The organism is Pseudovibrio sp. M1P-2-3 (assembly GCF_031501865.1).
In the GTDB taxonomy this organism is placed as follows: Bacteria; Pseudomonadota; Alphaproteobacteria; order Rhizobiales; family Stappiaceae; genus Pseudovibrio; species Pseudovibrio corallicola.
The window spans coordinates 703,418-728,609 of sequence record NZ_JARRCW010000001.1; the positions used below are offsets into that span (position 1 = coordinate 703,418).

Annotated in this window: 27 protein-coding genes; 9 read left to right on the top strand and 18 right to left on the bottom strand. The window is 52.0% G+C overall.

Features of this window, described 5'->3' with window-relative positions; genetic code table 11:
• Window positions 1-115: 115 nt before the first annotated feature.
• The 3 genes from ychF to P6574_RS03300 are packed head-to-tail and all read right to left on the bottom strand — an operon-like array spanning window position 116 to window position 2,629.
• The gene (gene ychF / locus P6574_RS03290) at window positions 116-1,216 is read right to left on the bottom strand and encodes a redox-regulated ATPase YchF (protein ID WP_310618966.1); all 1,101 of its coding nucleotides are present in this window, start codon (window positions 1,214-1,216) and stop codon (window positions 116-118) included.
• Entirely contained in the window at window positions 1,217-1,978 is a 762-nt protein-coding gene (gene pth / locus P6574_RS03295) for an aminoacyl-tRNA hydrolase (RefSeq protein WP_310618967.1), read from the bottom strand. It lies immediately after the preceding gene.
• Between the two features lie 30 nt (window positions 1,979-2,008).
• Window positions 2,009-2,629, bottom strand: a complete 621-nt coding sequence (locus P6574_RS03300; RefSeq protein ID WP_310618968.1) for a 50S ribosomal protein L25/general stress protein Ctc — start codon at window positions 2,627-2,629, stop codon at window positions 2,009-2,011.
• Window positions 2,630-2,909: 280 nt separating this feature from the next.
• Between P6574_RS03300 and P6574_RS03305 the strand changes: the two genes are divergently transcribed.
• Window positions 2,910-3,734 (top strand): sulfite exporter TauE/SafE family protein, encoded by an 825-nt coding sequence (locus P6574_RS03305; RefSeq protein ID WP_310618969.1) that lies wholly within the window; start codon window positions 2,910-2,912, stop codon window positions 3,732-3,734.
• A 55-nt stretch (window positions 3,735-3,789) separates the two neighbouring features.
• On the opposite strand, the gene P6574_RS03310 is transcribed toward P6574_RS03305, so the two are convergent.
• From P6574_RS03310 to lgt, 6 genes are all read right to left on the bottom strand, one after another.
• Window positions 3,790-4,722 carry a ribose-phosphate pyrophosphokinase gene (locus P6574_RS03310; protein ID WP_310618970.1) on the bottom strand — a complete coding sequence of 311 codons (933 nt, stop codon included), beginning with the start codon at window positions 4,720-4,722 and terminating at the stop codon, window positions 3,790-3,792.
• Between the two features lie 227 nt (window positions 4,723-4,949).
• Window positions 4,950-5,456 (bottom strand): hypothetical protein, encoded by a 507-nt coding sequence (locus tag P6574_RS03315; RefSeq protein WP_310618971.1) that lies wholly within the window; start codon window positions 5,454-5,456, stop codon window positions 4,950-4,952.
• An 86-nt stretch (window positions 5,457-5,542) separates the two neighbouring features.
• The gene (locus P6574_RS03320; RefSeq protein WP_310618972.1) at window positions 5,543-6,703 is read right to left on the bottom strand and encodes a M24 family metallopeptidase; all 1,161 of its coding nucleotides are present in this window, start codon (window positions 6,701-6,703) and stop codon (window positions 5,543-5,545) included.
• A 19-nt stretch (window positions 6,704-6,722) separates the two neighbouring features.
• A complete protein-coding gene (gene pgeF, locus P6574_RS03325; protein WP_310618973.1) occupies window positions 6,723-7,490 on the bottom strand; it encodes a peptidoglycan editing factor PgeF in 768 nt (255 codons plus the stop codon).
• Window positions 7,491-7,507: 17 nt separating this feature from the next.
• Window positions 7,508-8,590, bottom strand: a complete 1,083-nt coding sequence (locus P6574_RS03330; RefSeq protein WP_310618974.1) for a class I SAM-dependent methyltransferase — start codon at window positions 8,588-8,590, stop codon at window positions 7,508-7,510.
• A complete protein-coding gene (gene lgt / locus P6574_RS03335; protein WP_310622094.1) occupies window positions 8,587-9,420 on the bottom strand; it encodes a prolipoprotein diacylglyceryl transferase in 834 nt (277 codons plus the stop codon). Before lgt ends, P6574_RS03330 begins: the two co-directional genes overlap by 4 nt.
• A gap of 204 nt (window positions 9,421-9,624) precedes the next feature.
• On the opposite strand from lgt, the gene P6574_RS03340 reads away from it, so the two are divergent.
• From P6574_RS03340 to P6574_RS03355, 4 genes are all read left to right on the top strand, one after another.
• Window positions 9,625-9,900: an accessory factor UbiK family protein gene (locus tag P6574_RS03340; protein ID WP_310618975.1), complete on the top strand. Its 276-nt coding sequence runs from the start codon at window positions 9,625-9,627 to the stop codon at window positions 9,898-9,900.
• 275 nt (window positions 9,901-10,175) lie between these two features.
• Entirely contained in the window at window positions 10,176-10,676 is a 501-nt protein-coding gene (locus P6574_RS03345) for a type III secretion system chaperone family protein (protein WP_310618976.1), read from the top strand.
• Window positions 10,673-11,491 carry a pyrroline-5-carboxylate reductase gene (proC, locus tag P6574_RS03350; RefSeq protein ID WP_310618977.1) on the top strand — a complete coding sequence of 273 codons (819 nt, stop codon included), beginning with the start codon at window positions 10,673-10,675 and terminating at the stop codon, window positions 11,489-11,491. Before P6574_RS03345 ends, proC begins: the two co-directional genes overlap by 4 nt.
• Before the next feature lie 91 nt (window positions 11,492-11,582).
• Window positions 11,583-12,260: a TetR/AcrR family transcriptional regulator gene (locus tag P6574_RS03355; RefSeq protein WP_310618978.1), complete on the top strand. Its 678-nt coding sequence runs from the start codon at window positions 11,583-11,585 to the stop codon at window positions 12,258-12,260.
• Window positions 12,261-12,274: 14 nt separating this feature from the next.
• On the opposite strand, the gene P6574_RS03360 is transcribed toward P6574_RS03355, so the two are convergent.
• Complete coding sequence (locus P6574_RS03360) at window positions 12,275-13,210, bottom strand: IS110 family RNA-guided transposase (RefSeq protein ID WP_310618894.1); 936 nt, start codon at window positions 13,208-13,210, stop codon at window positions 12,275-12,277.
• A gap of 550 nt (window positions 13,211-13,760) precedes the next feature.
• On the opposite strand from P6574_RS03360, the gene P6574_RS03365 reads away from it, so the two are divergent.
• On the top strand, window positions 13,761-14,117 hold the full coding sequence (locus P6574_RS03365) for a tRNA-binding protein (RefSeq protein ID WP_310618979.1): 357 nt from the start codon (window positions 13,761-13,763) through the stop codon (window positions 14,115-14,117).
• A gap of 166 nt (window positions 14,118-14,283) precedes the next feature.
• The gene (locus P6574_RS03370; RefSeq protein ID WP_310618980.1) at window positions 14,284-15,273 is read left to right on the top strand and encodes an IS481 family transposase; all 990 of its coding nucleotides are present in this window, start codon (window positions 14,284-14,286) and stop codon (window positions 15,271-15,273) included.
• Window positions 15,274-15,497: 224 nt separating this feature from the next.
• On the opposite strand, the gene P6574_RS03375 is transcribed toward P6574_RS03370, so the two are convergent.
• From P6574_RS03375 to P6574_RS03390, 4 genes are all read right to left on the bottom strand, one after another.
• The gene (locus P6574_RS03375) at window positions 15,498-16,751 is read right to left on the bottom strand and encodes an MFS transporter (RefSeq protein WP_310618981.1); all 1,254 of its coding nucleotides are present in this window, start codon (window positions 16,749-16,751) and stop codon (window positions 15,498-15,500) included.
• 129 nt (window positions 16,752-16,880) lie between these two features.
• Window positions 16,881-18,263: an ATP-binding protein gene (locus tag P6574_RS03380; protein ID WP_310618982.1), complete on the bottom strand. Its 1,383-nt coding sequence runs from the start codon at window positions 18,261-18,263 to the stop codon at window positions 16,881-16,883.
• A gap of 43 nt (window positions 18,264-18,306) precedes the next feature.
• Complete coding sequence (locus tag P6574_RS03385; protein WP_310618983.1) at window positions 18,307-19,011, bottom strand: response regulator transcription factor; 705 nt, start codon at window positions 19,009-19,011, stop codon at window positions 18,307-18,309.
• Window positions 19,012-19,014: 3 nt separating this feature from the next.
• Window positions 19,015-19,485 (bottom strand): MarR family winged helix-turn-helix transcriptional regulator, encoded by a 471-nt coding sequence (locus tag P6574_RS03390; RefSeq protein ID WP_310618984.1) that lies wholly within the window; start codon window positions 19,483-19,485, stop codon window positions 19,015-19,017.
• A gap of 320 nt (window positions 19,486-19,805) precedes the next feature.
• Here P6574_RS03390 and P6574_RS03395 point away from each other — a divergent pair, with 320 nt between their 5' ends.
• Window positions 19,806-20,708 carry a branched-chain amino acid aminotransferase gene (locus P6574_RS03395; protein WP_310618985.1) on the top strand — a complete coding sequence of 301 codons (903 nt, stop codon included), beginning with the start codon at window positions 19,806-19,808 and terminating at the stop codon, window positions 20,706-20,708.
• Window positions 20,709-20,746: 38 nt separating this feature from the next.
• Here the strand turns inward: P6574_RS03395 and P6574_RS03400 are convergent, their stop codons facing one another.
• Together P6574_RS03400 and P6574_RS03405 are read right to left on the bottom strand one after the other, a co-directional pair.
• Entirely contained in the window at window positions 20,747-21,538 is a 792-nt protein-coding gene (locus P6574_RS03400; protein ID WP_310618986.1) for a nucleotidyltransferase domain-containing protein, read from the bottom strand.
• Window positions 21,539-21,650: 112 nt separating this feature from the next.
• Complete coding sequence (locus P6574_RS03405; RefSeq protein WP_310618987.1) at window positions 21,651-22,274, bottom strand: TetR/AcrR family transcriptional regulator; 624 nt, start codon at window positions 22,272-22,274, stop codon at window positions 21,651-21,653.
• A gap of 115 nt (window positions 22,275-22,389) precedes the next feature.
• Here P6574_RS03405 and P6574_RS03410 point away from each other — a divergent pair, with 115 nt between their 5' ends.
• Window positions 22,390-23,124, top strand: a complete 735-nt coding sequence (locus tag P6574_RS03410) for an SDR family oxidoreductase (RefSeq protein ID WP_310618988.1) — start codon at window positions 22,390-22,392, stop codon at window positions 23,122-23,124.
• Window positions 23,125-23,289: 165 nt separating this feature from the next.
• Here P6574_RS03410 and P6574_RS03415 read toward each other — a convergent pair whose 3' ends face one another.
• Complete coding sequence (locus P6574_RS03415; protein WP_310618989.1) at window positions 23,290-24,540, bottom strand: multidrug effflux MFS transporter; 1,251 nt, start codon at window positions 24,538-24,540, stop codon at window positions 23,290-23,292.
• Between the two features lie 182 nt (window positions 24,541-24,722).
• Entirely contained in the window at window positions 24,723-25,190 is a 468-nt protein-coding gene (locus P6574_RS03420; RefSeq protein WP_310618990.1) for a molybdenum cofactor biosynthesis protein MoaE, read from the bottom strand.
• Between the last annotated feature and the right edge of the window lie 2 nt (window positions 25,191-25,192).

Genomic DNA, 25,192 nt, shown 5'->3' on the forward strand with positions numbered 1-25,192 from the left:
TTTTTATATAGTGCTCGGCCAAGTCCAAAGCCTCCACCGAAGGTGAAGGTGTGTTTTTCTTATAAAAAATCCCCGCACAAGGCGGGGATTAGAACTGATAGGGTAGGGTTGGAGATCAGGTGTTGAACTTGAACATCAGCACGTCGCCGTCCTGAACAACGTATTCCTTGCCTTCATCGCGGGCCTTGCCTTGCTCTTTGGCAGGAACTTCGCCGCCAAGGGTGACGTAGTCTTCATAGGCAATGGTCTGGGCGCGGATGAAGCCACGCTCGAAATCCGTATGAATGACACCGGCAGCCTGTGGCGCCTTGGTGCCTTTTTCAATAGTCCAGGCACGGGTTTCTTTCGGGCCGGCAGTGAAGTAGGTGATCAGGCCAAGCAGGTTATAGCCAGCACGGATCAAACGATCGAGGCCGGGCTCTTCCAGCCCCATGCTGTCCATGTATTCCGCAGCTTCCTCATCGTCCAGCTGTGCAATTTCCGCTTCAATGGCTGCGGAAATGATGACAACGGCAGCACCTTCCGCCTTTGCCTTCTCGACAACTTTTGCAGAAAGCGAGTTGCCTTCCGCAACAGACTCTTCTTCCACGTTACAAACGTAAAGAACAGGCTTAGAGGTCAGCAGGTTGAGAGAACGCATCTGACGCTCTTCGTCCGCATCAGCCAGTTCCACTGTGCGGGCAGGCTTGCCCTCTTGCAGAGCTTTGAGAGCCGCTTCCATGATTGGCAGCTGGGCTTTAGCTTCCTTGTCGCCAGAGCGGGCTTTCTTTTCCAGCGGCGAAATACGCTTTTCAAGGCTCTCCATATCGGAGACCATCAGCTCGGTTTCTACCGTGTCCGCATCGGCGATGGGGTCGATCGTGCCTTCAACGTGGGTGATGTCGTCGTCTTCAAAACAACGCAGAACATGTGCAATCGCATCCACTTCGCGAATGTTTGCAAGGAACTGGTTGCCAAGGCCTTCGCCTTTGGACGCGCCGCGCACAAGGCCGGCAATGTCCACGAAGGTCAACCGTGTCGGGATGATTTCCTTGGAACCTGCAATTTTTGCTAATTCTACCTGCCGCGGATCTGGAACAGCCACTTCGCCGGTGTTGGGCTCAATGGTGCAGAACGGATAGTTCGCCGCTTGTGCTGCCGCTGTTTTGGTCAGCGCGTTGAACAGGGTTGATTTGCCAACGTTGGGAAGGCCAACGATACCACACTGGAAACCCATTTAGTCTTGTCCTTTTGATCCGAACAGTCGCTCCAGCCCTGAGGCGAGCGGTCCTTTTTTAGTCTCTGGTTGGAGAGCTGGCGCACTCTGTTTCTTAGTGGGAGCCGCGCTGGCATCTTTTTGTTTCACAGCCGTCTTTTCGTCTGCGGCTTTGCGAGATGATTCTTTTTTGTAGGGCTTGCTTTGTGTTTGGGGGCGCGTTGCCAGTGTCACCTTGTTGGCAAACTGGTTGTCGTGTCCCTTGGCAAGCAGGGCAGCGTTATCTGCAACCGCTTCCAGAAGCGGCTCAAGCCACTCGTGGTCAACTTTTGGAAAATCCCCAAGCACCCACTGGTGCACGCGGTCCTTATGGCCAGGATGACTGATGCCAAGACGAACGCGCCGGTAGTTTTCCGAAATGTGAGCCGTGAGAGAGCGAAGCCCGTTATGGCCACCGTGTCCGCCACCGGTTTTCATACGGAACCGTCCGGCAGGCAGGTCCAGCTCGTCGTACAAAACAACCACATCTTCGGGGGAGATTTTATAAAACCGCATGGCTTCGCCAGCAGCCCGGCCCGACTCATTCATAAAAGTCGTTGGCTTCATAAGAAGGATTTTCTCGCCATCCAGCGTTCCTTCGGAAGTCAATGCCTGAAAGCGCGAACGCCATGGAGAAAAGGAGCCATGGCGGCGATGAATTTCATCTGCCGCCATAAAGCCGATATTGTGTCTGTTTCTCTCATATTTTGGGCCCGGATTTCCAAGGCCGATGAACAGCTTCATAGTTGAAACCCCAACCCTTAAAAGAGAAAATTACTCAGCGCTTGCTTCGCCTTCACCTTCAGCGTCTGCGTCGGCTTCTTTCAGGCCGGCAGGAGCTGCAATGGTGGAGATTGTGAAGTCACGGTCAGTGATTGTTGGCGCACAGCCCTTTGGCAGCTCAACAGCAGAAATGTGCTGGGAAGAACCAAGGTTTGCTTCGCCAAGATCGATGATCAGAGCTTCTGGAATTGCGTTCGCAGGAACAGTCATTTCAACAGTGTGACGTACAACGTTCACAACACCGCCGCGCTTGAGGCCCGGAGAAGTTTCTTCGTTGATGAACTTCACAGGAATATCTACTGTCAAAGTTGCGTCCGCAGAAATGCGCAGGAAATCGATGTGCATCACGGTGTCTTTAACAGGATGCAGCTGGAAGTCTTTCGCGATTACGGAGATCTTGTCGCCGTCCAGATCAACTGTACCAGTGTGGGAAAGGAAACCGCCCTTATGCAGGGTCATGGTTGTTTCTTTCACTGGCAGATCGATGGAAACTGCTGCTTTTTTGTCGCCGTAGATGACTGCAGGAACAAGACCTGCACGACGAGATGCACGCGCGGCCCCCTTGCCAACACGTTCACGCACCGTTGCTTTCAGCTCATAGCTGTTTGCCATGGTGGTTTCTCCTTAATAAAACTATAAAAGAGGCCGCAGGAGCAAAGGAAAACCTAACTCTACAACGGCCAGCGATGTGCGCCTCCTCCAAGGGTGTCGACGCAGCCGGATTGCTATAGCTGATAGCACTTGAAAGCGCAAGAGAAACTCATTTTCTATAAAGGGCGGGATTACGGGAGAGCTGCAAAACCCCTTTGTTAAAAACTAGAGGAACGATTTGTTCCAAATTTTAAGCGAGTTGGATTACTCTACAACTCAAATGGTGAACTGAGGGGGAATTATGGCCCATGTAGGCTATTGGGATCTGTTTACGTTGGCTGCTGCGCTGCTGACAACAGGCGTTATTGCCGGGCTGGTCGCCGGATTGCTGGGAGTTGGGGGCGGCATTGTTATTGTGCCAGTCCTCTATTTTATGTTTGACCTGATCGGTGTTGCACCGAATGTCAATATGCACTGCGCAGTGGGGACGTCCTTGGCGACTATTCTTGCAACAGGTACGTCCTCTTCGTATTCCCACGTCAAGCGGGGCGGGGTGGATGGCCCGCTACTGCGCCAGTGGGGGCTGCCCATTGTTATCGGGGTTTTATCGGGCTCTGTCCTCGCGGGGCTTGTCAGCGGGCAAGTCTTGATCGGGGTGTTTGGCGTCATCGTGCTTGTTGTTGCGGTAAATATGGCCTTCAAAAACAAACGCTCATCCCTTGCCGACCAGTTGCCGGGAACGCCGTGGCGGCAGATTATCGGTTTCTTTATCGGTGGGTTCTCGGTGATGATGGGTATTGGCGGCGGCACACTGGGCGTACCAACCCTGACCCTTTTCAACTACCCCATTCGCCGTGCCGTCGGTACATCCGCCGTCATTGGCCTGATCATTGCGGTTCCGGGAACATTGGCTGCCATTTACTTCGGCTGGGGGGAGGCTGGAAGGCCGCCGTATTCATTGGGCTATGTAAATGTGATTGGCTTTTTGCTGATTATACCAGCCTCGGTTCTGCTTGCACCGGTTGGTGCAAAGTTAGCCCACACCATCAAGCCCCAATTGCTTGACCGCCTGTTTGCGCTCTTCCTGCTGATAACCGGCTTGAAGATGCTTTCGGATGTCTTATGAGGCAACAAAAAAGGCAGGCCGTTTAAGCCTGCCTTTTTAAGAAAATCTCTCAAGCTCAGTCGAAGAGGCTGGAAACAGACTTTTCCTGCGCAGTCCGGTTAATCGCCTCGCCCATGAGCGGCGCGATGGAGATTGTGCGGATGTTTGGAGCCGCCTCTACTGCCGCTGTCGGTTCAATGGAGCTTGTGATCACCAGCTCTTTCAGCTTGGAAGCTGAAACGCGGGCAACTGCACCGCCCGAAAGAACACCGTGGGTGATGTAGGCCGTCACGGATTTTGCCCCCTTCGCCAGAAGGGCATCAGCCGCATTGCATAAAGTGCCACCGGAATCCACAATGTCATCCACAAGGATACAGTCATAGCCTTCAACATCGCCGATGATGTTCATGACCTCTGATTCCCCGGGCTTGTCGCGGCGCTTGTCAACGATGGACAACGGCGCGTCAATGCGTTTTGCGATGGCCCGTGCCCGAACAACACCGCCAACATCAGGGGAGACCACCATCACATTGTCGGTTGCGTAACGCTCTTTGATATCACGTGTCATAACCGGTGCAGCATAAAGGTTATCTGTTGGGATATCGAAGAAGCCCTGAATTTGACCTGCATGCAGGTCCAGTGTCAGAACGCGGTCCGCACCAGCATGGGTGACAAGATTGGCCACAAGCTTTGCCGAGATGGGTGTTCTTGGCCCCGCCTTACGGTCCTGTCTGGCATAACCGAAGTAAGGGATCACTGCCGTGATGCGCTTTGCAGAAGAACGGCGCAATGCATCAATGATGATCAGCAGTTCCATCAGGTGGTCGTTTGCCGGATAACTGGTGGATTGCACAATGAAAACGTCTTCACCGCGAACGTTTTCCTGTATTTCTACGTAAATTTCCTGATCTGCAAAGCGGCGTACCTGACATTTTGCCAGTGGTACATCAAGATACTTTGAGACTTCTTCAGCCAACGCGCGATTTGAGTTACCCGCGACGATTTTCATGACCCGCAAGTCCTTCTGGGATTTTGCCTTCGTGTACCAAAGTGGCACTTCGAAAGGGATATGTTGGGGCCCGCAGCATACAGACCCATTCTTCTCTCACGGCATGCGTGATCGTTCGGCGCCTTGTAGCAATCTCAAAACAAGCCGACAATAGGTCACATGCATGATCTGGTCAGTTTTTTTGCTCAGGTAAATTTTTCAAGGAGTTCCAACGTGGATTAGCCTGTTTATCGGGAGTGAAGCCACGCTTGAAGAGCCGTTACCGACCGTGTCGCAATCTGCTCAAGAGAATCACTGGAGATACTTGCCCATGGATCACTGCTGTCACCGTCAGATGGTTCTTGTCCTTCAATGCGGTGCACGCGATTGCCCTTCACATCAACCACATCAAAAACATAAAACACTGTAGAGTTGTACTGGTCACCGGCAGCGGACAGGTATCCTTTTACTCGATAACTGGCGGGAGCTCCCACACGGCGGACAAGCTTCAGATTCTTTTTTACAGCAACTTTTGCAATGTACTCGGAAAGACTGTCGGCCACATTGCCGGGGGCACCTGAAATGCGCTCGAAAGCAAATGTTGCTTTTGCAGGGGAGACAGCGGGAGCAATATTGCCAGCACTTGGCGCCGAACTTGCCAGATCACCGGGGGGAACATTGTTTGATCCACAAGCCACCAAAAGCGTAAGAAAGGCAAGGCTTGCAAACAGCCCAAGTTGTTGTCGTTTGAACATTGTAGTCCCTAATAATCCCCGAAACATGCCAAGCCTATATAGAGATTCGGCAAGTGCATACAATATTTTGTCAATCTAAAATAGCTTTAGCCTGACTTTATTGGAAGGTCGAGGGAAAGCTTGGATAAACTCTCCGGGCCGTTTGCCCCCGTAATATAGCTCTGGCCCAGTGTCATTGCGGTTTCACTGTCTGAATCCATAATAATCATATGCATAAACAGGACCATATTCTCCTCAATTTTGTGGGGATTGTCCTTGTAGGCCATGTAAGGTGCGTCCATCCAGCTTGGGGAAAAGCGGGCGCCCAGCGAATAACCGCAGGCATTTAAGCGGTGGGGCAATAGGTCGTGGCTGTCCATAATATTTGCATGGGCAGAAAAGAGGTCACCGAAGGTGTTGCCCACCTGCATGACCTCTTCAACCGCGTTCAAGGCAGCCAAGGCGATCCGGTGCAGCTCAATGTGTCGTGGTCTGGGCCTGCCAATAATGACGGTACGCATGAGCGCCGCGTGGTAATGGCGGTAGACACCGGCAAATTCTAGCGTCAGCTGGTCATTGTGAGAAAGGTTTCTGCGCCCGCTTTTATAGCGGCATAAAAGAGCGTCCCGGCCGGAGCCGATAATGAAATCATTTGCAGGATAATCGCCGCCACCATCAAAAACGGCGGACTGCATGGCGGAGAGAATCGCCCCTTCATTCGCTCCCGGAACGGCTTTTTCCAACCCGGCCTCAAAGGCCTTATCAGCCAGTTTCGCGGCTTCACGCACATACACCAGTTCTTCCGGAGATTTGATCAGGCGTAGTTCCGCAACCACATCAGATGCATCTTCCAGATCTGCAAAGGATTTTAGCAGTTCATCCACTTCGCGTCCGTTGGCGGCTGTTAGTCCGTGGGTGTTGTATTCGATACCGATGCGGGACCCAAGCATGTTAAACTCATAGAGCAGGTCCTTGAGCTGGCTCACGGGCGATTTTCCGCCCCTGTCAATCCAGAGGCGAATGTCTTTCAAGGTAGAGGTGTGCTGGGCCTGCCTCAGGTCCGTTGAGCGAACCAGAAGCGTAGGCTCTTCATCCGGCCGGATGACCATGCACTGAAAGAAGCAATAGCCAAAGCTGTCAAAGCCGGTGAGCCAGTAATGGCTTTCCTGCGCAAACAGGATCAGGCAATCCAGCTTTCTGGCTTTCATTGCCGCCTCGAGAGCTTGGCGGCGTCTGGCAAACTCCTCAGTGGTAAAGTGCAGGGCCATTGCGTCTCTCGTCCTTTTGTTACGCGCTCAAAGAAATAGCGGAGATTTGCCGTCCATAATCAGGTTCACTTCGATGCGTTGCTCGTCGGTAGGAAAAGAATTGCTGTTCTTGAGCATAGGTGCAACAGTTTATGTCAATGATACTTGCGATTTTCGTTTGTTTTAGTTGCATACCTATGAATTCTGGCAGGTTGAACAGGAAGTGCCCCCCCTTGGAGGATGGGGAAAAAAATGAGTGGTGACTCTCGTCGGCCTCTATAAATGTACCGTGAAATTCTGGACCAACCTCGTAATTCCTTTGGGAAATTAGGGGACCAATGACAGCAATAATCGCCCCCCGCTCAGCTCCCAGCGCCTCCATTGCCTCTACAGTGTTCTGTAAAATGCCCGAGAAGGCTCCTTTCCAACCCGCGTGAGTAGCCCCAATGACTCGATTTTTGGGATCAGCAAACAAAACAGGCCCGCAGTCGGCGGTCAACACACCAATGGCAAGCTCTGGTGTGTTGGTTACAAGGGCATCAGCCTTGCGGTCCTGTTCATCTGACAGCGGAGCCTTCACGCTCAATACCCGGCTGGAGTGTACCTGATAGGCTGTAACCAGATTTTCAGAGCTAACTCCCATCCTTTGCGCCACAAGTGCTCTGTTTTTAAGAACCGTTTCACGCTCGTCATCAGAGCCGAGCCCCACGTTCAGGCTTTTGTAAAGGCCGGTGGAAAGGCCATTTTTCCGGGTGAAAAAGCCGTGCTTTATTCCGCTGAGTTCTTCCAGAGCTGGCGCTGTAATCATGGGGGCTCCTTTTGGGATTAGGCCGGAAATGGCAGAGGAGAGGAGGAGGACTGACCTATTGCAAGTACCTTAAACAGCGTGCCCATTTGGTTGTCGGCGGCCAGACGCTCAACAGCCTTTCGGATTTCATCCTGCTCGGCCTGAGATTTTCCTGCACCCAGTTGTCCGGCACGCTCCAGTAGCCCCAGCTGCAACAGAAAGTCCGCTTGGGAGATAGGGCCATACGCCACTGCGCCCCCTTTTCGGGTCGCCGCAATGAGGGCGGGGAAATTCACATGAGCGGTTAAATCCGCTTGTCCCGGTGTGGCCAGCGGGGAGGTGAATTCATGGTTCCGGATGGCTTGGAAAGTTTCACCCACTGAGGCCTTGGTGTAACCGTAGTCTATAACCAAAGCTGCGCCGCCGTTTTTCGTTATGCGCTGGGCAATTTGCTCCATCAAGGCGCTGGCAAGGGGAGAGACTTCCAGCACACTTCCCTCAACTGCGCTCTGCGCCTGTTTGGGCAGGGCTGCCGTATCCAGTGCCGACACCCCTAAGCCAAAGCTCAGTTCTCCGGTCTCATCAAGTCCCACACAGCGCTCATGCCAGCCGTTGGGAGTCTTTACAAACTGATGCACGGGGAGGGCATCAAACAACTCGTTTGCAATAAGGTAGACCGGTCCTTCCGGCACATCCGCAAAGCTTTCGTGCCAGTGGGCGCGGGTGCCATGCAGTGTTTTTTGCTGCTCGTTTTGCAGCTTGGGGCTGGTCTCCACCATGTGAAGGGTCACAGCCTGTTCAAACTCGGGAAGAGCCTTGGCAACACGCATGATATCTTTCATCAAGGTGCCGCGGCCCGGTCCAAGTTCCACCAGTCGGGCATTTGCAGGCTTGCCATCCTGCACCCACTGGTGCACCAGCCACGCCCCGATGATTTCACCGAAAAGCTGGGAAACTTCTGGGGCCGTGATAAAGTCACCGTCTTTGCCAAAAGGGTTTCCGGTGGCGTAATACCCATGTTTGGGGTCGGAAAGGCACATGGACATATAGTCCGCAATAGACAAAGGCCCCAGATTTTCGATTCTCAGCCTTATGATATCCAGAAGCGACGATGCGCTCATTTGGTAGCACCTTCTTTATTAGCTTTATTAAATGCCCAGAAAACGAGGCCCGCGCCCGCCAGTACCATTGGAAGGCTCAGCACCATGCCCATGGTTATGAACCCCGCAAAATAGCCGATTTGCGCGTCCGGCACGCGGAAAAACTCCACGAAGATGCGAGAGAGGCCATATCCAATAGCAAAAGCACCGGCAGCCGCCCCCGGTTTTTGCAGGAATTTGTATTTGTAGACCAGAACTCTCATCACGAAGAACAGCAAAATGCCTTCCAGTGCCGCCTCATAAAGCTGGCTCGGATGGCGCGGCAAGGGACCGCCGGTTGGAAACACAAAGGCCCACGGCACATCAGTAACCCGTCCCCACAACTCGCTATTAATAAAATTGGCAAGCCTGCCAAAGAACAGACCGATGGGGGCGACACAGGCAATCAGATCAAAAAAGCCCAGTGTGGAGAGCTTGCGGGAGCGCGCATATAAGATGATCGCAAGCGACAGCCCCAGAAGGCCGCCATGGAACGACATGCCCCCGTGCCACACGGCAAGAATTTCCGAAGGGTTTTGCAAGTAGTAGGGCAGGTTATAGAAAAGGACGTAGCCCAGACGCCCGCCCAAAACGATGCCAAGGGCCGCCCACGTAACGAAGTCGTCAATGTCTTTTGCCGAGGGGACCGGCGCGCCTTTTGCAAACGGGGCAAGGCGGGTCAGGCGTTTCATATAATACCATGCAAGCAAAATGCCTGCGATATAGGCCAGCGCATACCAGCGAATTTGCAAGGGCCCCAGCTCCAGTAAAACAGGGTCAATGCTGGGAAAGGGCAGCGCGAACAAGGACATCATCAAAAATCTCGGATTCGGGTCAAAAGAATGAAACTGTGTTAACTTCCAACTGTTTTTATAGCAAATCATCCAGTGTCCCAAGCACCAGCGGACAATTCCGGTGTGCAATACCAATAAAACAGGTGTTGGCCACTTGTCCGGCTTGAAGTTCGCTCAAAGGGACAATAGGTATTTTTAGAAAGTCTATTAGCGGAGAGCACTATGAGCCAGACACCAAACCGTTTATTCGATGAACTTGCGAAGCTGATGACCGATGCCGCAGGCGTGGCGCAGGGCGCACAGCGCGAAGTTCAAACGGCATTCAAGGCGCAGGCCGAACGCTTTCTTTCCGACATGGATATAGTTTCGCGAGAAGAATTTGATGCCGTAAGAGATATGGCAATTCGCGCTTTGGATCGTGTGGAGGCTCTAGAAGAGCGGATTGCCGCTTTGGAAGGCGAAGACGCTGAAAAAGAGACCAGCGAAAAAACCGAGTAATCCTCCTAATTTTGGTTAAAATTACATGTGAATATTCTGTGGGCGGCAGCCTGTCGTCCACAAGTTCGTGAGCACCTTGTTCCCCCCTGTATATCGTTTTTCATAAAACTGTCTGTATAGTGGAAGCAAGAAAAGATTCGAAATCAGTGTTTTGTGCCGGAAACCGTAGCTATCTGATTACAGTTGTTTTTCAATATTCGGCTATCTACTCTTTTTCGTATCCTAAAAAAGAAAGCTGTGTCGTTACCTGCAACTCCAATTGGGGGGACCTGTCTATGAGCCTCGTAGAAATCGAAGTAGAACGTTCCAGTAACCCAGTAGATGCGATTGAGCAGCTTGCCACCGTAAATGACTGGACTTTTGAACGGGTGGGTGAAGACGAGATCTCCATCTCAGTCAAGGGTAATTGGGCAGACTATCATATTTCCTTCTCCTGGATGGAAGATTTGGAAGCGCTGCATCTGGCCAGCGCATTTGACCTCAAGGTTCCCGAAATACGCCGAGTCGAAGTCACAAAACTTCTTGCCCTTGCAAATGAGCAAATGTGGATTGGCCATTTTGATCTATGGTCGCAAGAAGGTGTTGTTATCTTCCGCCAGACATTGCTTCTAGCGGGCGGAGCTGAAGCCACCCCCCAGCAGCTTGAAGTGCTTTTGACCAATGCTCTAGAGTCCTGCGAAAGATATTATCAGGCATTCCAGTTTGTTGTTTGGGCTGGTAAAACGGCCTCGGACGCTATCGAGACAGCGTTGTTCGAGACTGCAGGAGAAGCATGAGTTTTACCAAGGAAAGTCCTCTCGTCCTCGTTGGCGCAGGCAAAATGGGCGGCGCATTGCTCGCCGGATGGATTGCAAATGGTGTTCACCCTGACGCAGTTGTTGTGGTTGACCCCGGCCCCTCCAGCGAAATGCTGGCGTTTTTGGATGAAAAGGGCATTCGCTGGGAAGCAACAACGCAAGGGGTGCCTGTTGCTCAGGCTTTGATTGTTGCCGTGAAACCTCAGCTCATGGAGAAGGTCCTGCCAGCCATCGTTACTCTGGTGGCGCAGAGCACCGTGGTTCTTTCCATGGCCGCAGGCACCAGCGTTGAAACGTTCCATCGGCATCTGGGACAAGAAACGGTGGTTGTGCGCTGTATGCCCAATACGCCTGCTCAGGTGGGCCGTGGCATTACTGGCGGCTATGCATCGGGCGCTATTTCGCAAAAACAGCAGGATATGGTTAACGAGCTTTTACAGGCCGTTGGTGAATTTGTCTGGGTGGACAGTGAAGAGCAAATTGATTTTGTGACAGCAGTCAGCGGCTCCGGTCCAGCCTACCTGTTTCATATGACTGAGTGTCTGGCCGAGGCCGGAAAAGCACTGGGGCTTTCGGCAGAAGTGGCAGAAAAGCTGGCCCGACATACGGTTAGCGGGGCAGGGGAGCTGTTGCATCAGTCTCCTGAAAGTGCTTCACGTCTGCGTGAAAACGTAACATCCCCAGGTGGCACGACAGCTGCGGCGCTGCATGTGCTCATGGATGAAAAACGCCTTCAGACATTGATGGAACAAGCTGTTGCTGCGGCGGCGCAACGCGCCAAGGAGCTGGCCTGACAAATGGCCTATACCTCGGGTATTTGTTACTAGACAACTAAAGATTTAATGATAGCCTGTCTCCCCAAGGGGAAACCTTGAGGAGACAGAGATGCCAACAGAAAAGACCCGCCAGAAAATTGTAACTTCCTTTATGTCCCTGCTAGAGGAAAAAACACTGCAGGAAGTCAGCTTTGCCGATCTCTCGGAAAAAGCGGGTGTGGGTCTTGATGTATTGCGTGCCAGTTTTGATGGGCGTTTGGCAATTTTGAAAGAGTTTAGCAGTGGCATTGATCAAAAGGTATTGAGCGAGCGGGATGAGGATACCTTAAGTGAACCGCCCAAGGACCGGCTTTTCGATGTGCTCATGTTGCGTATTGATTTTTTGGAAAATCATCGTGGTGCCATGAGAAATTTAAATACTTCCCTCAACGCGGCGCCCAGCCTTGTTGTGCCTTTGAACCGTATCTCAACCACAGCCATGAGCTGGATGTTGACAGCTGCCAATATTGAAACAACCGGCCTTCGCCGCAGGGCTATGTCGCGCGCCCTTGCTCTGGGGTTTGGCCGTGTTTTACGTGTTTGGCTGGAAGATGAAGAAGAGGGCAGACCCAAGACCTTGAAAGCCATGGAAGAGATGCTGAGTCGTGGCGAATTCTGGATGAAAAAAGTCGATAAGCTGGAATTTGCCCTACGTCCCCTAAAAAAAGGTTTCAAAAGACCGCACCGCCCCCACACACGCCATCACCACCACGAGCCTAAAGACGAGACCCCTGTTCCTGCGGACTAGAGTATCCGTCTTGGTCAAGCCGTTTTTGGTTGCCATTGCCGGTCCGCTTTTATGAGAGCGTTTGCCAGTTCGATTAGCTTACGCATGAGAGCTATTATGGCGATTTTGGGAGGCTTACCAGCCGCTCGCATCTGGTTGTATTTGGCTTTCAGGTCTGGATTATAACGGCTGGCAACAACGGCAGGCATGTAGAGTGCATCGCGTACCGGCTTGCGCCCTGCTTGAATAAAAGCAGCGCCCCGCCAGCGTCCTGACTGGCGGGTCATGGGGGCCAGCCCCGCCAGAGCAGCGGCCTGTTTACGGGATAATTGTCCAAGCTCTGGCATTTCAATCACCAGCGCCGCGACGGCGACCTGTCCCAGCCCGGGAATAGAGTGTAAAATCTTTGCTGCCCGCGCCCTTTGAGGGCTCTGCTCAATTTGCTTTTGAGTTTCGGCGTTAAGGGCCTCCAATTGCTTTCGCACGAGTTTCAGGCGTTGCTGTGTCTGTTTGCGAACCAGGTTCACCCGTTGTGTTTTCAACCGGTTCTCCAGTTGCGTGGCTTCTTTTACAAGAGCTTGACGTGCAACGCGTATCTCTTTGAGATGACATAGGCTTGCATCGACTGGCTTGTCTGGTTCCAACTGGAAATCCTGCCCCATTTGGGCCAGCAGGCGCGCATCAATCCGGTCCGTCTTCGCCCTCTTGCCTTTGGCCTGTGCAAACCGGCGTGCTTGCCATGGGTTAACTTTGCTCAGAGGATAGGAACCCGACAATGCCAACTCAAAAGCGCCGTGATAAGAACCTGTGGGTTCAAAAATAATTCGAGCGACAGGCAGGCCTTTCAGCCAGCTTTTTAACTGTCTGTACCCTGCAGCTGTATTGGTAAACTGCTTGCTCTGCTCATCCGGCAGGCAGTACACATCAAGATGGTCTTTCGAAATATCGACACCAATGGTAACCTCAGACATCTTCGCAAGTATCCTATGCTTGTCGTGCAGAGCTTTGGGCTGCTGCGTATCCGTTCAGGCCTGTTGCGAAGACGGTGGCCGATCATACTCTAAAACGGTCCCTTGTGACCTAGCGCGTCCCGATCCGACCACCGCCACTGCCCTCCCGACTCAATACGGTGGCCATTGGCCTATATTCGCAGAAGACACTAAAAAGCATAAGACAAGCGCGTTCCGTTTGATTGGGTTCAATCAAACGGAACGCGCTCAAAATAAATAAGTTAGAGTGCACAGCGTGAATGCGAATGAACGTGATGTGCTCTAGGCCCTGCACAATTGGAAAACCGTTTTCTAACTGGGCTGAAACAGAACCCCGATCAAGTGTGATGTCGCACTCATTGTTTGTAGGGGGACACCCCGGCCTTTGAGCGGGGATCCAGAAAACTCTCTTCACAGTGACCTGGATAACACAAGCTTTGGCCGTGAAAATTCAATGGTCACAAGCGCGTGCAGTTGCTAATGTTTCGCCCATAAATAGATTCGTACGCTCTCATGTTCTCAAGGTGGTTCCATGACTGTTGAAGGTCTTGCTGACATTGCAAGTTTTGATGATTTTATGAAAGTTGATATTCGTGTTGGCCAGATTGTAGAGGCCACCGACTACCCCGAGGCCCGCAAACCCGCCTATAAACTGAAAATAGATTTCGGCTCTGAAATCGGCATCAAAAAGTCCTCCGCCCAGATCACCGCGCACTACTCGCTTGAGGATCTGGTGGGCAAACGGATCATGGCGGTGATCAACTTCAAGCCCCGCCAGATAGGCAAGTTTATGTCCGAGGTTCTCACACTTGGCGTGCCTGACGGCAACGGTGAAGTCATCCTTCTCACCCCCGACAAAGACGCCCCGTTGGGTGGGCGGTTATACTAGAGCGCGTTCCGTTTGATTGGGTTCAATCAAACGACAAGAATTCGCTCAAAATAAATAAGTTAGAGTGCACAGCGTGAATGCGAATGAACGCGATGTGCTCTAGGTGTATAGTCCCGCAAGGAGATGGAATCAGTTTATTATTGACGCCATCTTGTAAGGAGGGGCTATGGGACAGGTATTGCACGGCAGCGCCACGACTACTCACGCGGTTCGATCGGCCATCCAAAAATCGGATGCGACAATCAAGGAATTAAGCATCCGTTATAACATCAACCCTAAAACGGTGATGAAATGGAAGAAACGGACCAGCGTAGAAGATCAACCCATGGGACGGGAAAATCCGCGCTCTACAGTCCTCACTCTGGCTGAAGAGGCTGCGTGTGTCGCTTTTCGCAAGCACTCTTTGTTACCGCTTGATGACTGCCTTTATGCTCTGCAGGATGAAATCCCGCATCTGAGCCGGTCCTCCCTTCACCGCTTGTTCCAGCGTCACGGAATCTCGCGTCTTCCAGCTCCAGATAAGGACAAGGTGAAGAAACGTTTCAAAGCTTATCCGATCGGCTATTTTCACATAGATATCGCGGAAGTCCGAACTGCAGAAGGCAAACTGTATCTGTTTGTGGCCATTGATCGCACATCTAAATTTACCTTTATGCAGCTGCATGAAAAAGCGACCAGAAGGATTGCTGGCGACTTTCTACGTAGCCTCATCAAGGTGGTTCCCTATAAAATCCACACCGTTCTAACAGACAACGGCACCCATTTCACCGATCCCAAAGGCGACAGCTGGAACGCTAAGGACATTACGCATATGCTCGCTACTGGCCAGCCATTTCGCTGCCATGGCTTTGTTCTGGCTTGCGCCCAAAACCATATCGATCACCGGCTCACAAAACCAGCTCACCCCTGGACGAATGGCCAAGTCGAACGCATGAACCGCACCCTCAAAGAGGCCACTGTCCGGCGCTATTATTATCAGACACACAGCGAACTACGCACTCATCTGGAAACGTTCATACAGGCTTATAACTTTGCCAAGCGCCTCAAGGCTCTCAAAGGACAAACGCCCTTTGAGTACATCACCAAGCAATGGACAAAAGAGCCGGACAGATTTATGAAACAACCACACCATCTCATCGTGGGACTAAACATCTAGGCACAGGACTCATAATCAGACTATTTCGGTTGCAGCAATAGAGATTTCCGATTTGAATATGTCTGGCATCGGCGTATCGCATAGCGATACGCTCTAAAGGAATACAGACTTCAATATCCTGATCTATATCGGTTTTTCTGATCCTCTTAAGATCATATTCGCGATCTTCGATCCGAACCTTATCATCTGGTAAGTCTGGCAGGAGCGCTTTTGCTCCCTTGTAATTACTGGTTTGTCCGGCTGTCAGATGAAGCCGCTCCTTCCGGCCTGTCCCTATCGGGATGATGCAGCGCCAGCATGATTATAATGGAAAGAGCTGTGAGCCCAGACATGAGCAGGAAGGCTGAAGAGAAGCTTCCGGTTTTTTGTACGATCTCCCCCGTAATAGACGGGGCGATGAAGCCTGCCACAGCAAACACAAGGGTCATCATGCCCATAGCGGTTCCGGGGTACTGGGGGGCAATGTCCGTGACAACTGCGTAGTAAACGGAATTGGCAGAGATAATTGCAGCAACAGAGATTGTGATGCAGGTGAGGGCAACTGCGAGGCTCTCAAAGTAGAGAATGGGCAGTATAGAAACCGCAGAAATAAACTGACTACCAACAATCAAGTAGGTCCGCGCCTGCCGGAAGCTTTGGGTCTTTTTTATGATTGCATCCGACCAGAGCCCCACCAGCACCATGGCACCAGCTGCCACCAGCCATGGCAGCACTGTCAACAGCCCCACACTTTCGATTTTGATGTGGTAGGTGCTTTGCAGATAGGTGGGTAGCCACGTCATATAGAAAAACAGAAGGTATCCGAACAGGAAATAAGCGCAGTAGTTGGCAACAAGGGTTTTGTTGGTCAGTACCGTTTTGACCATCTTGCCGGAAAACAGATGAGCGGCCTCCATGGGGGGCAGGTCGGCCTTGGTGCGTTGGAGCACAAAAAGCCACAGAGGGAGCCAGAGAAGGGTTGTCAGCGCCAGAAGAAAGAAGATCAGCCGCCAGTCAAAATATACTAGAATGAGCGAAACCAGCGGTCCACCCAGTGCAAGGGAAAGCGGCACAGCGACAAGGGCGCCGCTTAAGCGGGAGGCACTGGTAAGCGATCCTGTCTGGTGTCCAATGGCGTTTGTGATTGCAGGAAAGCTTGGCCCCTCCGCGAGGCCCAGCAAAATTCTTGAGGCAAACATCATGGCAAAGCCAATGGATGCCCCTGTCCAGCCGATTGCCAACGACCAGAGAAGGACGATGACCAGAAACGAGCGTTTAGCTCCGAACAGGTCTACAAAAAAACCGCCTATGAGAGAGGTGAGAATATAGCCAATGCCAAAAGCCCCCAGAATAAGCCCCGTCTGCCCTGTTGAAAGACCAAATAGGTTTTTGATAAGGGGCATGGCATAGGAAATCGAAGAGCGATCCAGATAGTTGATAATGGTAATCACGAAAAGCAGGATGATTACTGATCGCTGTCCTGCTACCCGAGAGGTCATGGGACTGTCCTTTGGCACCGCGTCTTTCATGCTCATGCCAAAGGATTATAGGAGGAGGGTCTTAACAGACCCCTTGGGAGCTACGACCGTTAAAGCCCGCCGCATTCATTTGCATTCACATCTCGCACTCTAAATGGGTATACGAGCCCGAACCCTTAGCCCGCCCATGGGCGACTGGCGCAGGAAGATTTCGCCGCCGTGGCTACGGATGATATCGCGGGCGATGGCAAGGCCAAGGCCAGAGCCGCCGCTGTCTTGATTACGGGCTGAATCCAGCCGGTAAAACGGGCGGAAAACGGCCTCGCGCTCGTCCTCGGGAATGCCGGGCCCATCGTCATCAAATGTGATAATCAGCCAGTCCGGGGTGCGGTTGGCTTTAATGCGAATGGTTTTGCCATAGCGAGCCGCATTGGAAATGATGTTGAGCAGGAACCGGCGGAAGGCACGTTCCTTCACAATCACATTGGGGTCACCGTCAAACTCCGAGGAGATGTCCGCGCCCACCACTTCCGCTTCCACTTCCAGATCCTCAATAAGTAGCGCCACATCCACTTCATGGGCCTGCTCGTCTCCGTAGCCTTTGCTGAAGCTGAGGTAATCCTCCAGCATGATGCTCATTTCGTCTACGTCCCGACGCAGAGCTCCCAGCTCCGGCGTGTCTCCCATCACGGCGAGCTGCAGGCGGAAGCGGGTTAAAATGGTTCGCAGGTCATGGCTCACTCCGGCCAGCATGGTGGTGCGCTGCTCCACCTGCCGCTCGATGCGTCGGCGCATATCAAGGAAGGTATGGGCGGCCCGTCTCACCTCCCGCGCGCCTTTGGGTTTGAAATAGGCGACATCCCTTCCGCGCCCAAAATCTTCCGCAGCTTTTGCCAGCTGCTCAATGGGCCGGATCTGGTTGCGCAGGAACAGGAGTGAAATGCTAATGAGAACAAACGAGGTCACCACCATCCACACAATGAAGATGTGGGAGTTGGACGCGTAGGTCAAATTTCTGCGGGTGATGATGCGCAGGGTTTTGTCGGGAAGCTGGATTCTGACCTCTATAAACCGGTTGTCGCCAAAGGTATCAATCCAGAACGGGCGACCGATTTCCTTGGCAATTTCCTGACTCATATATTTGTCGGGAAGGTCAAACAGCGGCCTCGGGCGCAAGGGGGGCAGGGGTTCGGCTGGCAGCACATTCACCGACAGGCGCATGGTGGAGGCCGCGATCCGTTTCAAGTTGGCGTAATTATCGGTGTTGGGGTAGGTATCCACCATCTCCACAACAGCAGCCATTTGCCGGACCACCGATTCAGACAGTCGCCGGGTTACCAGATCATAGTGACGGTCCATAAAAACAAAGGTGAGAACAGATTGCAGCAGCACAATGGGCGTGAGGATGATCAGCATCGCCCGAAAGTAGAGCCCTTTTGGCAAACGCCGGTAGAGCCAGCTTGACAGAGCCTCATAGGGAATGAAAAGCGGCTCCAGCCAGTTTGGGAGCTTCCAGTTATTAAAAAGCCGCATGTAGCCCTGTCACCTGTTTTTAATTGTTTATGCGCTTTTGCGCTTAATCTGTTATCAGCCGGTAGCCAACACCGCGCACTGTTTGCAGATAGTGCGGGTTGCCCGGGTCCGCTTCCAGTTTTCGGCGCAAGCGGTTGATCTGGACATCCACGGTGCGCTCTCCCAACTTGCCATCTTCGCCAATCAGGTCAAGGCGGGCAACCGTCTGGTCGGAGCTTTCGGCAAACAGGTTGAGAATGTGCTTCTCGCGGTCAGTCAGGCGTACGAAGTCATCGTCTTTGCGCAGCTCCCCCCGCTCAGGGTTATAGGTGAACGGGCCAAAGCGAATTTTTTCGGGGCGCGGCGCAGGTTTTGGCCCCCCGCGGCGTAATATGGCGGACAGGCGCAGCAAGAGTTCGCGCGGTTCAAAAGGTTTGGCCAGATAATCATCCACGCCCACTTCCAGCCCTTTGATCCTGTCATCAATCTCGGCGCGGGCGGTGAGCATGAGGATGGGGATCTGGCTTTTCTTTCGCAAATCGCGGGCAAGCTCCAGTCCGCTTTCCCCCGGCATCATCACATCCAGAATAAGCAGGTCAAACTCAAGGCCGCCCATACGGGCACGTGCTTCCAGAGCATCCTTGGCAACGGTGACACGGAAACCGTGGTCGGCAAGAAAACGTTTGAGCAAATCGCGAATGCGGCTGTCATCATCTATGACAAGAATATGGGAGGCGTTGTCCTGTGGAACAGGGGGGCGGGGCGTCACGTTCTAATCCTCTTGCCTGTCAGTTCTACCAATAAGATCGGTGACATGGTCTCGCTGGTCCTCGTCAATCATCAGGTAGAAGAATTGTTTGATTGTTTCATCGCTGCCCTCAGGCAAACGGGAGACGGCTTCATTTATTCTTTTTGTTTGCAGTCGCGCAAGTTGCTGACAGATATTTTCGCCTCTATTAGTTGTGTATAGAAGGCGTTGGCGGCGGTCCTGCGGTCCCGGCTCTTGCCGGATATAGTCTTCATCAACCAACTGCTTGAGAACACGGGCAAGGCTCTGCTTGGTAATTTTTAAAATATCCAGCAGTTCAGACACGGAAATGCCGGGATTCCGGTGCACGAAATATAAAACACGGTGATGGGCGCGGCCAAAACCGATCTTGTTCAACTGCTCGTCAGGGTCTCCGGTAAAGTCCCGATAGGCAAAAAAGAGAAGTTCTATAATATCAAATCTAGGCTTTTCCATCAGCTCGCCCATAACAAAATCGTGGTGCAACCTACCCTCGCTTACCCATAAACACAATCTAACGGAAAATACGTCAGCACTGTTGACTTATAAATTCATCATAGTTACAAATGCAATGCTGACGGGGTTTTATTCAAATAAATTTTCATGTCAGTTTGTAATATAGTTTCAAAGTTGCGTTCTTGCCTGTGATTCTTGTTGATCACACTTTCGCTTTTTTGCAAAGGCAATGTGGCGCAATCGTTGAAATGGCCAATTAAAAGAATAGGCAAGGCTACCTTCCCATGAGAGGTGAAGGCCCTGCACAAGGAGTTAGAGCAATGGCGGGTGTTCCGTTTGATCAGCTAGAAGGCACTATTTGGTATAATGGTAAATTCGTGGATTGGGCGGATGCAAAGGTGCACGTGCTGAACCACGGCCTGCACTATGCCAGCTGTGTTTTTGAAGGTCAGCGCGCCTATGGTGGAGAAATTTACAAGCTGGACGAGCACACACGCCGCCTGCGTGAATCCGGTAAAATCCTCGGCTTTGATCTTCCTTACAGCGATGAAGTCATCAACGACACCTGTTATGAGCTGCTGGAGCGCATGAACCTGAGCGATGCTTACCTGCGCCCCTTCGCATGGCGCGGCAGTGAGATGATGGCAATTTCTGCGCAGCAAACATCCATTCATGTTGCCATTGCCGCTTGGGCGTGGCCGAGCTACTTCACGAGGGAAGAGCGCTTGAAGGGCCTGCGTCTGGATATTGCCAAGTACCGCCGCCCTGCGCCTGAAACCGCTCCGTTTGCGGCCAAAGCTGCCGGTCTTTATATGATCTGCACACTCTCCAAACATGAGGCCGAGGCCAAAGGCTACACAGATGCCTTGATGCTGGACTGGCGCGGACAGGTGGCGGAGGCGACAGGGGCCAACGTGTTTTTTGTGAAAGACGGTGCCATTCACACGCCAAAGCCTGACTGCTTTTTGGACGGTATCACCCGCCGCACCGTTATTGATCTGGCGAAGAAGCGCGGTATCGAAGTTGTCGAGCGGGTCATCATGCCCGACGAGCTGGCAAGCTTTGAACAGTGTTTCCTGACAGGAACAGCTGCGGAAGTGACACCGGTCTCTCAAATTGCATCCTACAACTTTGAAGTTGGCGAGATGACCAAAACCTTGATTGACGACTACACAGCAGAAGTACAGCCCAAGGGCGACGTCCGCCTGAAGAAGGCTTCTTGAGTTACCTACCGCCTCTCGCTGGCTAAAAGCGAGAGGCTTTATTGCTGATTGTCTTGTAAGCTGATCAGGAAAGGTATGAGAGTATCGGTGAGGTTGGAAATGACTTCGAAATTTCCAACCGGTGCAACCGCCAGTTCAGCCGCTTCCCAGATTGTAGAAGTGAGATGAGGGAAGTCTTTACAAGCTTGAAGTGCACAAGGGTAGATGTCTCTGGAGTAGGCGTTGTGTTCCAGCATCTTGGCCTCAAATAGCGCGCGAACAATTCGCTTCATTATCCAGCTGCAAACGCGCTGCCGCTCAGCTTCGGTTTCTGCTTCTGCAAAATATACAGGCCATCTGCTTGCCCATTTTTCCACCGCATTAAAATGTGCAATAGCATGGCCCCCAAGGGTAGGGGCCGGTAAGGCTTCCAAAACTCCATCCGCATCAATCCCATAGCTAGAAAAAGCGATTGAAAATCGCAACCACTTATATTTGGGGGACGTCTGGAGTGAATTTGGGGCAATCCATTCCAGATCCAAGAAGGTCGTGTCTATGAGCTCATCAAGTGTAGTGAGCAGCTCTTCGTTCTTCCGTGAAGTGGATAAAATAACTAGGTCGAGATCTGAGAATCCCCTAACAAAGGTCCCTCGGGATGCGGAACCGCGGACAACTAGGCCATAGTAGTGTTGCCCAAGTTCCTTCTTGAGAAGCTTGGAATAGGTTTCCAGTATATTCAGTAGGGGACCTGATGGCGCTTGACCAATAGGTGATAAAGCAGCCTCACTATTGGCTGAGACAAGTATACCAACTGGACGCAAAATCTGCGTTTTCCTTGCAATAGTTTCCATGATGCCCAAGCCCTCTAAAAGGTTGCCCAGATCCTGTTACTGCCATCCCCTTACTGCAAAACAGGTTCTATCTTTCAATGTACAACTATTTATAATTGAGCCGTTCGAAAAATCAGGTAACTGCTGGTTCTTCTTCAGGCAAACCCAGCGCGGTTATTGCTCTGTCTGCCACCCGTTCCAGTTTTTCGGTAGTGACGCCGGAGCGGGCCAAGGCGGCTGTTCCGTGCATTATGGTAATGAGAAACAGGGCAAGATCTTCTGCGTTTTTGTCCAGCTTTAACGATTTTGCTTCGCTGTCATTGCACAGCAGGGCTGTTATGGTTTCCACGTTTGCACTGTTTGTCTCCAGAATTGTTTTGGTGCTTGGTTCGCTCAAGATGTCGCTTGCTGCATCCGAAATGCACTGGGACATGTAACAGCCATAGGGGGCTTGTGTTTCAGATTGAAGCCTCATAACCGCGATCAGATAATTTTTCAGGCGCGTGCGTAACGGGGTTCCTTCCTCGCTCAGTAACGCGAAGCGTGGCTGTATATAGTGCTCCATGTACCGCTCTAACCCCGCGAGAAAGAGCGCTTCCTTGTTTCCAAATGCCCCGTAAAGGCTGGGTTTATTCAGGCCTGTCGCGTCGGTGAGATCGCTCATGGACGTTCCTGCAAAGCCTTTTTTCCAGAACACGCGCATCGCGGCGTCCAGAACGTCGTTCCTGTCAAATTTGGGTTTACGCCCGCTGGCCATGGATTGTTTCCTAAAAAAATCTTGACTCTCAATATACCGATTGGTACATAAAAATCAACTTTACCGATCGGTACATAATAATCGAGCCAACATATACCAATCTAGGAGATTGAGCATGGGTGTTTTAGTCAAAGACAAAGTCGCACTGGTGACAGGTGCAAACCGTGGTATCGGCAAGTCTATTGTCGAAGCTTTTCTCACTGAGGGCGCAAAAAAGGTCTATCTGGCCGTTCGGGATGTAAATAACGTTGCCGATTTGGTTGAGGCTTATGGTGATAGGGTTTCTCCTATCCGCGTTGATGTATCAGATGATGAAACCGTGAAGGCTGCAGCGGAAGCCGCGAAGGATGTTCAGATCCTTGTTGCCAATGCGGGTATTGTTGCTGCCAACGATATTGTAAGCGGTGAGGCTGAAAACGAGTTCCGCCGCGAGCTGGATGTAAACGTATTTGGTTTGCTGCGTTTGGTTCGTGCCTTCCTGCCCGCTTTGAAAGAAAATGAGGATACGGCGCTTGTTCAGCTGAACTCCGTTGCATCGATCAAGTCATTTGCAGGAATTGCGACTTACTCTGTTTCAAAAGCCGCGTCGTATTCGTTGACACAGGCGTTCCGAGATATGCTGGTTGGCGATAATGTTCAGGTTCTCAGCGTTCATCCGGGCCCGATTGAAACCGATTTGACCAAGGATCTTGAGCTGGGTGAAATGGGCTCCACAAGTGAAGTTGCCCAAGGCATCGTCACGTCACTGGCAAACGGTGAGTTCCACCTGTTCCCCGATGCCGTGGCCAAGAACTTTGAAGGCGCCTACGATAGTTTTGCAAAGAGCATTGTAGAGGCTGAGCTGGCCTAAAAGATCCCGGTCGACATATTTTGATGAGCAATTTGATGCTCCGGGTGCGTTTTAAACTCACCCGGAGCTTTTTATTTGAATACTATCTGCGGCTCACTGACTTGGCCTATTGTTTAGGTGCGTATCTTTAATCGAAATCCGGTATCCAGTTTTCAGCGATACGTTCTAAAGGTTGCTCTCATAGTGCGGGTTAAACAGCCGCCCTTTTTCTGTGATGAACACCACAAGGGTTGCAGCAAGGCCCAGAATTGCACAGCTGAGGGTGTAGGGCAGGGTGGAGTGATCAAAGAAGTGGCCAATGCCTGCTCCAAGAAGTGCCCCGACCATGGTGGTGAAGAATCCAAGCATTGCTGAGCCGGTTCCCGCAATCTTGCCTAACGGCTCCATAGCCATGGTATTGAAGTTTGCGCCGATAAAGCCAAAGAAGAACATGGCGACAAACTGGAGGAGGACGAAGTTCCAAAGGCTTGCATGCTCTGTATATCCAATGATTGCATTGATGATATTGACGAGTGTGAAGCACAGGACCGCCGCATGGGAGAGTTTGCGCAGGCCCCAGCGTTCCACCAATTGGGCGTTGATGAAGGATGAGGCTGCCAGAGACAGTGCGATAAACCCGAAGATGAGCGGGAAGCTCTCTTCCAGCTTGAAGACATCCATAAAAATCTGCTGGGATGAGTTGATAAAGCCGAACAGACAGCCCATGACCAGAGAGGCGGCGAGCATGTACCCGAAAGTGAGACGAATAGTGAGTGTGGATTTATAGGCACTCAGCACCGACCTGAAGCCGATCTTCCGACGGTTCTCTGGGGGCAGGCTCTCCGGCAGGCGCAGGGCGGACCAAAGCAAAATTACGGTACCAACGACGGTGAGCAGGAAAAAGACCCAACGCCACGGCCCCACCAGCAGAACGCTTTGCCCGATGCTTGGTGCCACAATAGGGGCAATCATGAACACTGTCATGGCAAGAGACATGACGCGGCCCATTTGTCGGCCTGAATACCAGTCCCGCACCATGGAAATGCTCATCACCCGCGGCGAGGCCGCGCCCACACCCTGTATCACCCGTGCAATCAGCATGGTCTCGAAAGTCTCTGCAGTGGCGGAAAAAACCGTTCCCACCGTAAACAGGGCAAGTCCGAAGAGTAGAACCTTCTTGCGCCCGAGCCAGTCTGAAAGCGGCCCGAAGACAAGGGAGGCAACTGCAAGGCCGGTCAAGTAGGCTGTAATGAGAAGCTGCCTGTTGTTGGGGTCATAAACAGCAAGGTCCTCCCCGATCAAGGGCAGGGCAGGTAGCATGATATCAATGGAAAGGGCATTCAGCGCCATTAAAGCTGCAAGCAGTGCAATGAACTCCAGAAAACCAATTCCGCTATGGGGAGATGCGGCTGCATGATCAACTGTAGATGAAGACATTCCGGATCCTTAATAAAAGCGCGCAGAATTGATTGCCACACCAATGTAGGCGACTTTTAGATTTATTTGAAAAATCAAATGGTTATAGGAGGCGTCAAGCCGGCCCGATCATAAAAATGGCTATGAAATGCCAAAAGAACGAAGGAGGGAATTAGTAGGGCCGGTTCTGATTGATGTCAAGTTCATTGAGTCCAGCGTTTGGTGTCAGCTTGATCGCTGGCCTTGGCCTCTACCCAGCTTCCCTTGCCGCCGCCCTTTGGAATTTCCTTTTTCCAGAAAGGGGCATTGGTCTTTAAAAAGTCCATCATAAAGTCTGCAGCTTCAAAGGCATCCCGGCGGTGGCTGCTTGCCGCGATAACCAGCACAATGTTCTCCCCCGGAGGAATTTCTCCGTACCGGTGAATAACGGTAAGGCCGGTCAAAGACCACTTTTCCAGTGCCTTGTTTGCAATGCGCGTCAGTTCCGCCTCTGCCATGCCGGGGTAGTGCTCCAGCACAAGGGCGTCCAGTTTGCCCCCTTCATCGCGGCAAAGGCCGGTAAAGGCCACCACAGCGCCAACATCCTTGCGGCCTTTACAAAGAGCGCGAGTTTCAAGCTCTTGATTAAAGTCCTCATGCTGGACGCGGAGGGTTAAAAGATCGCTCGTCATCG

Excerpts from the sequence above, each read along its gene's own strand:
- lgt (WP_310622094.1), bottom strand. The coding sequence starts at position 9,420 with ATGTCCTTGTTCGCGCTGCCCTTTCCCAGCATTGACCCTGTTTTACTG.
- P6574_RS03395 (WP_310618985.1), top strand. The coding sequence starts at position 19,806 with ATGGCGGGTGTTCCGTTTGATCAGCTAGAAGGCACTATTTGGTATAAT.
- P6574_RS03370 (WP_310618980.1), top strand. The coding sequence starts at position 14,284 with ATGGGACAGGTATTGCACGGCAGCGCCACGACTACTCACGCGGTTCGA.
- P6574_RS03415 (WP_310618989.1), bottom strand. The coding sequence starts at position 24,540 with ATGTCTTCATCTACAGTTGATCATGCAGCCGCATCTCCCCATAGCGGA.
- P6574_RS03315 (WP_310618971.1), bottom strand. The coding sequence starts at position 5,456 with ATGTTCAAACGACAACAACTTGGGCTGTTTGCAAGCCTTGCCTTTCTT.
- pth (WP_310618967.1), bottom strand. The coding sequence starts at position 1,978 with ATGAAGCTGTTCATCGGCCTTGGAAATCCGGGCCCAAAATATGAGAGA.
- P6574_RS03300 (WP_310618968.1), bottom strand. The coding sequence starts at position 2,629 with ATGGCAAACAGCTATGAGCTGAAAGCAACGGTGCGTGAACGTGTTGGC.
- pgeF (WP_310618973.1), bottom strand. The coding sequence starts at position 7,490 with ATGATTACAGCGCCAGCTCTGGAAGAACTCAGCGGAATAAAGCACGGC.
- P6574_RS03405 (WP_310618987.1), bottom strand. The coding sequence starts at position 22,274 with ATGGCCAGCGGGCGTAAACCCAAATTTGACAGGAACGACGTTCTGGAC.
- P6574_RS03305 (WP_310618969.1), top strand. The coding sequence starts at position 2,910 with ATGGCCCATGTAGGCTATTGGGATCTGTTTACGTTGGCTGCTGCGCTG.
- P6574_RS03410 (WP_310618988.1), top strand. The coding sequence starts at position 22,390 with ATGGGTGTTTTAGTCAAAGACAAAGTCGCACTGGTGACAGGTGCAAAC.
- P6574_RS03320 (WP_310618972.1), bottom strand. The coding sequence starts at position 6,703 with ATGGCCCTGCACTTTACCACTGAGGAGTTTGCCAGACGCCGCCAAGCT.
- P6574_RS03380 (WP_310618982.1), bottom strand. The coding sequence starts at position 18,263 with ATGCGGCTTTTTAATAACTGGAAGCTCCCAAACTGGCTGGAGCCGCTT.
- P6574_RS03390 (WP_310618984.1), bottom strand. The coding sequence starts at position 19,485 with ATGGAAAAGCCTAGATTTGATATTATAGAACTTCTCTTTTTTGCCTAT.
- ychF (WP_310618966.1), bottom strand. The coding sequence starts at position 1,216 with ATGGGTTTCCAGTGTGGTATCGTTGGCCTTCCCAACGTTGGCAAATCA.
- P6574_RS03400 (WP_310618986.1), bottom strand. The coding sequence starts at position 21,538 with ATGGAAACTATTGCAAGGAAAACGCAGATTTTGCGTCCAGTTGGTATA.
- P6574_RS03365 (WP_310618979.1), top strand. The coding sequence starts at position 13,761 with ATGACTGTTGAAGGTCTTGCTGACATTGCAAGTTTTGATGATTTTATG.
- P6574_RS03310 (WP_310618970.1), bottom strand. The coding sequence starts at position 4,722 with ATGAAAATCGTCGCGGGTAACTCAAATCGCGCGTTGGCTGAAGAAGTC.
- P6574_RS03420 (WP_310618990.1), bottom strand. The coding sequence starts at position 25,190 with ATGACGAGCGATCTTTTAACCCTCCGCGTCCAGCATGAGGACTTTAAT.
- P6574_RS03330 (WP_310618974.1), bottom strand. The coding sequence starts at position 8,590 with ATGAGCGCATCGTCGCTTCTGGATATCATAAGGCTGAGAATCGAAAAT.
- P6574_RS03340 (WP_310618975.1), top strand. The coding sequence starts at position 9,625 with ATGAGCCAGACACCAAACCGTTTATTCGATGAACTTGCGAAGCTGATG.
- P6574_RS03360 (WP_310618894.1), bottom strand. The coding sequence starts at position 13,210 with ATGTCTGAGGTTACCATTGGTGTCGATATTTCGAAAGACCATCTTGAT.
- P6574_RS03355 (WP_310618978.1), top strand. The coding sequence starts at position 11,583 with ATGCCAACAGAAAAGACCCGCCAGAAAATTGTAACTTCCTTTATGTCC.
- proC (WP_310618977.1), top strand. The coding sequence starts at position 10,673 with ATGAGTTTTACCAAGGAAAGTCCTCTCGTCCTCGTTGGCGCAGGCAAA.
- P6574_RS03345 (WP_310618976.1), top strand. The coding sequence starts at position 10,176 with ATGAGCCTCGTAGAAATCGAAGTAGAACGTTCCAGTAACCCAGTAGAT.
- P6574_RS03375 (WP_310618981.1), bottom strand. The coding sequence starts at position 16,751 with ATGACCTCTCGGGTAGCAGGACAGCGATCAGTAATCATCCTGCTTTTC.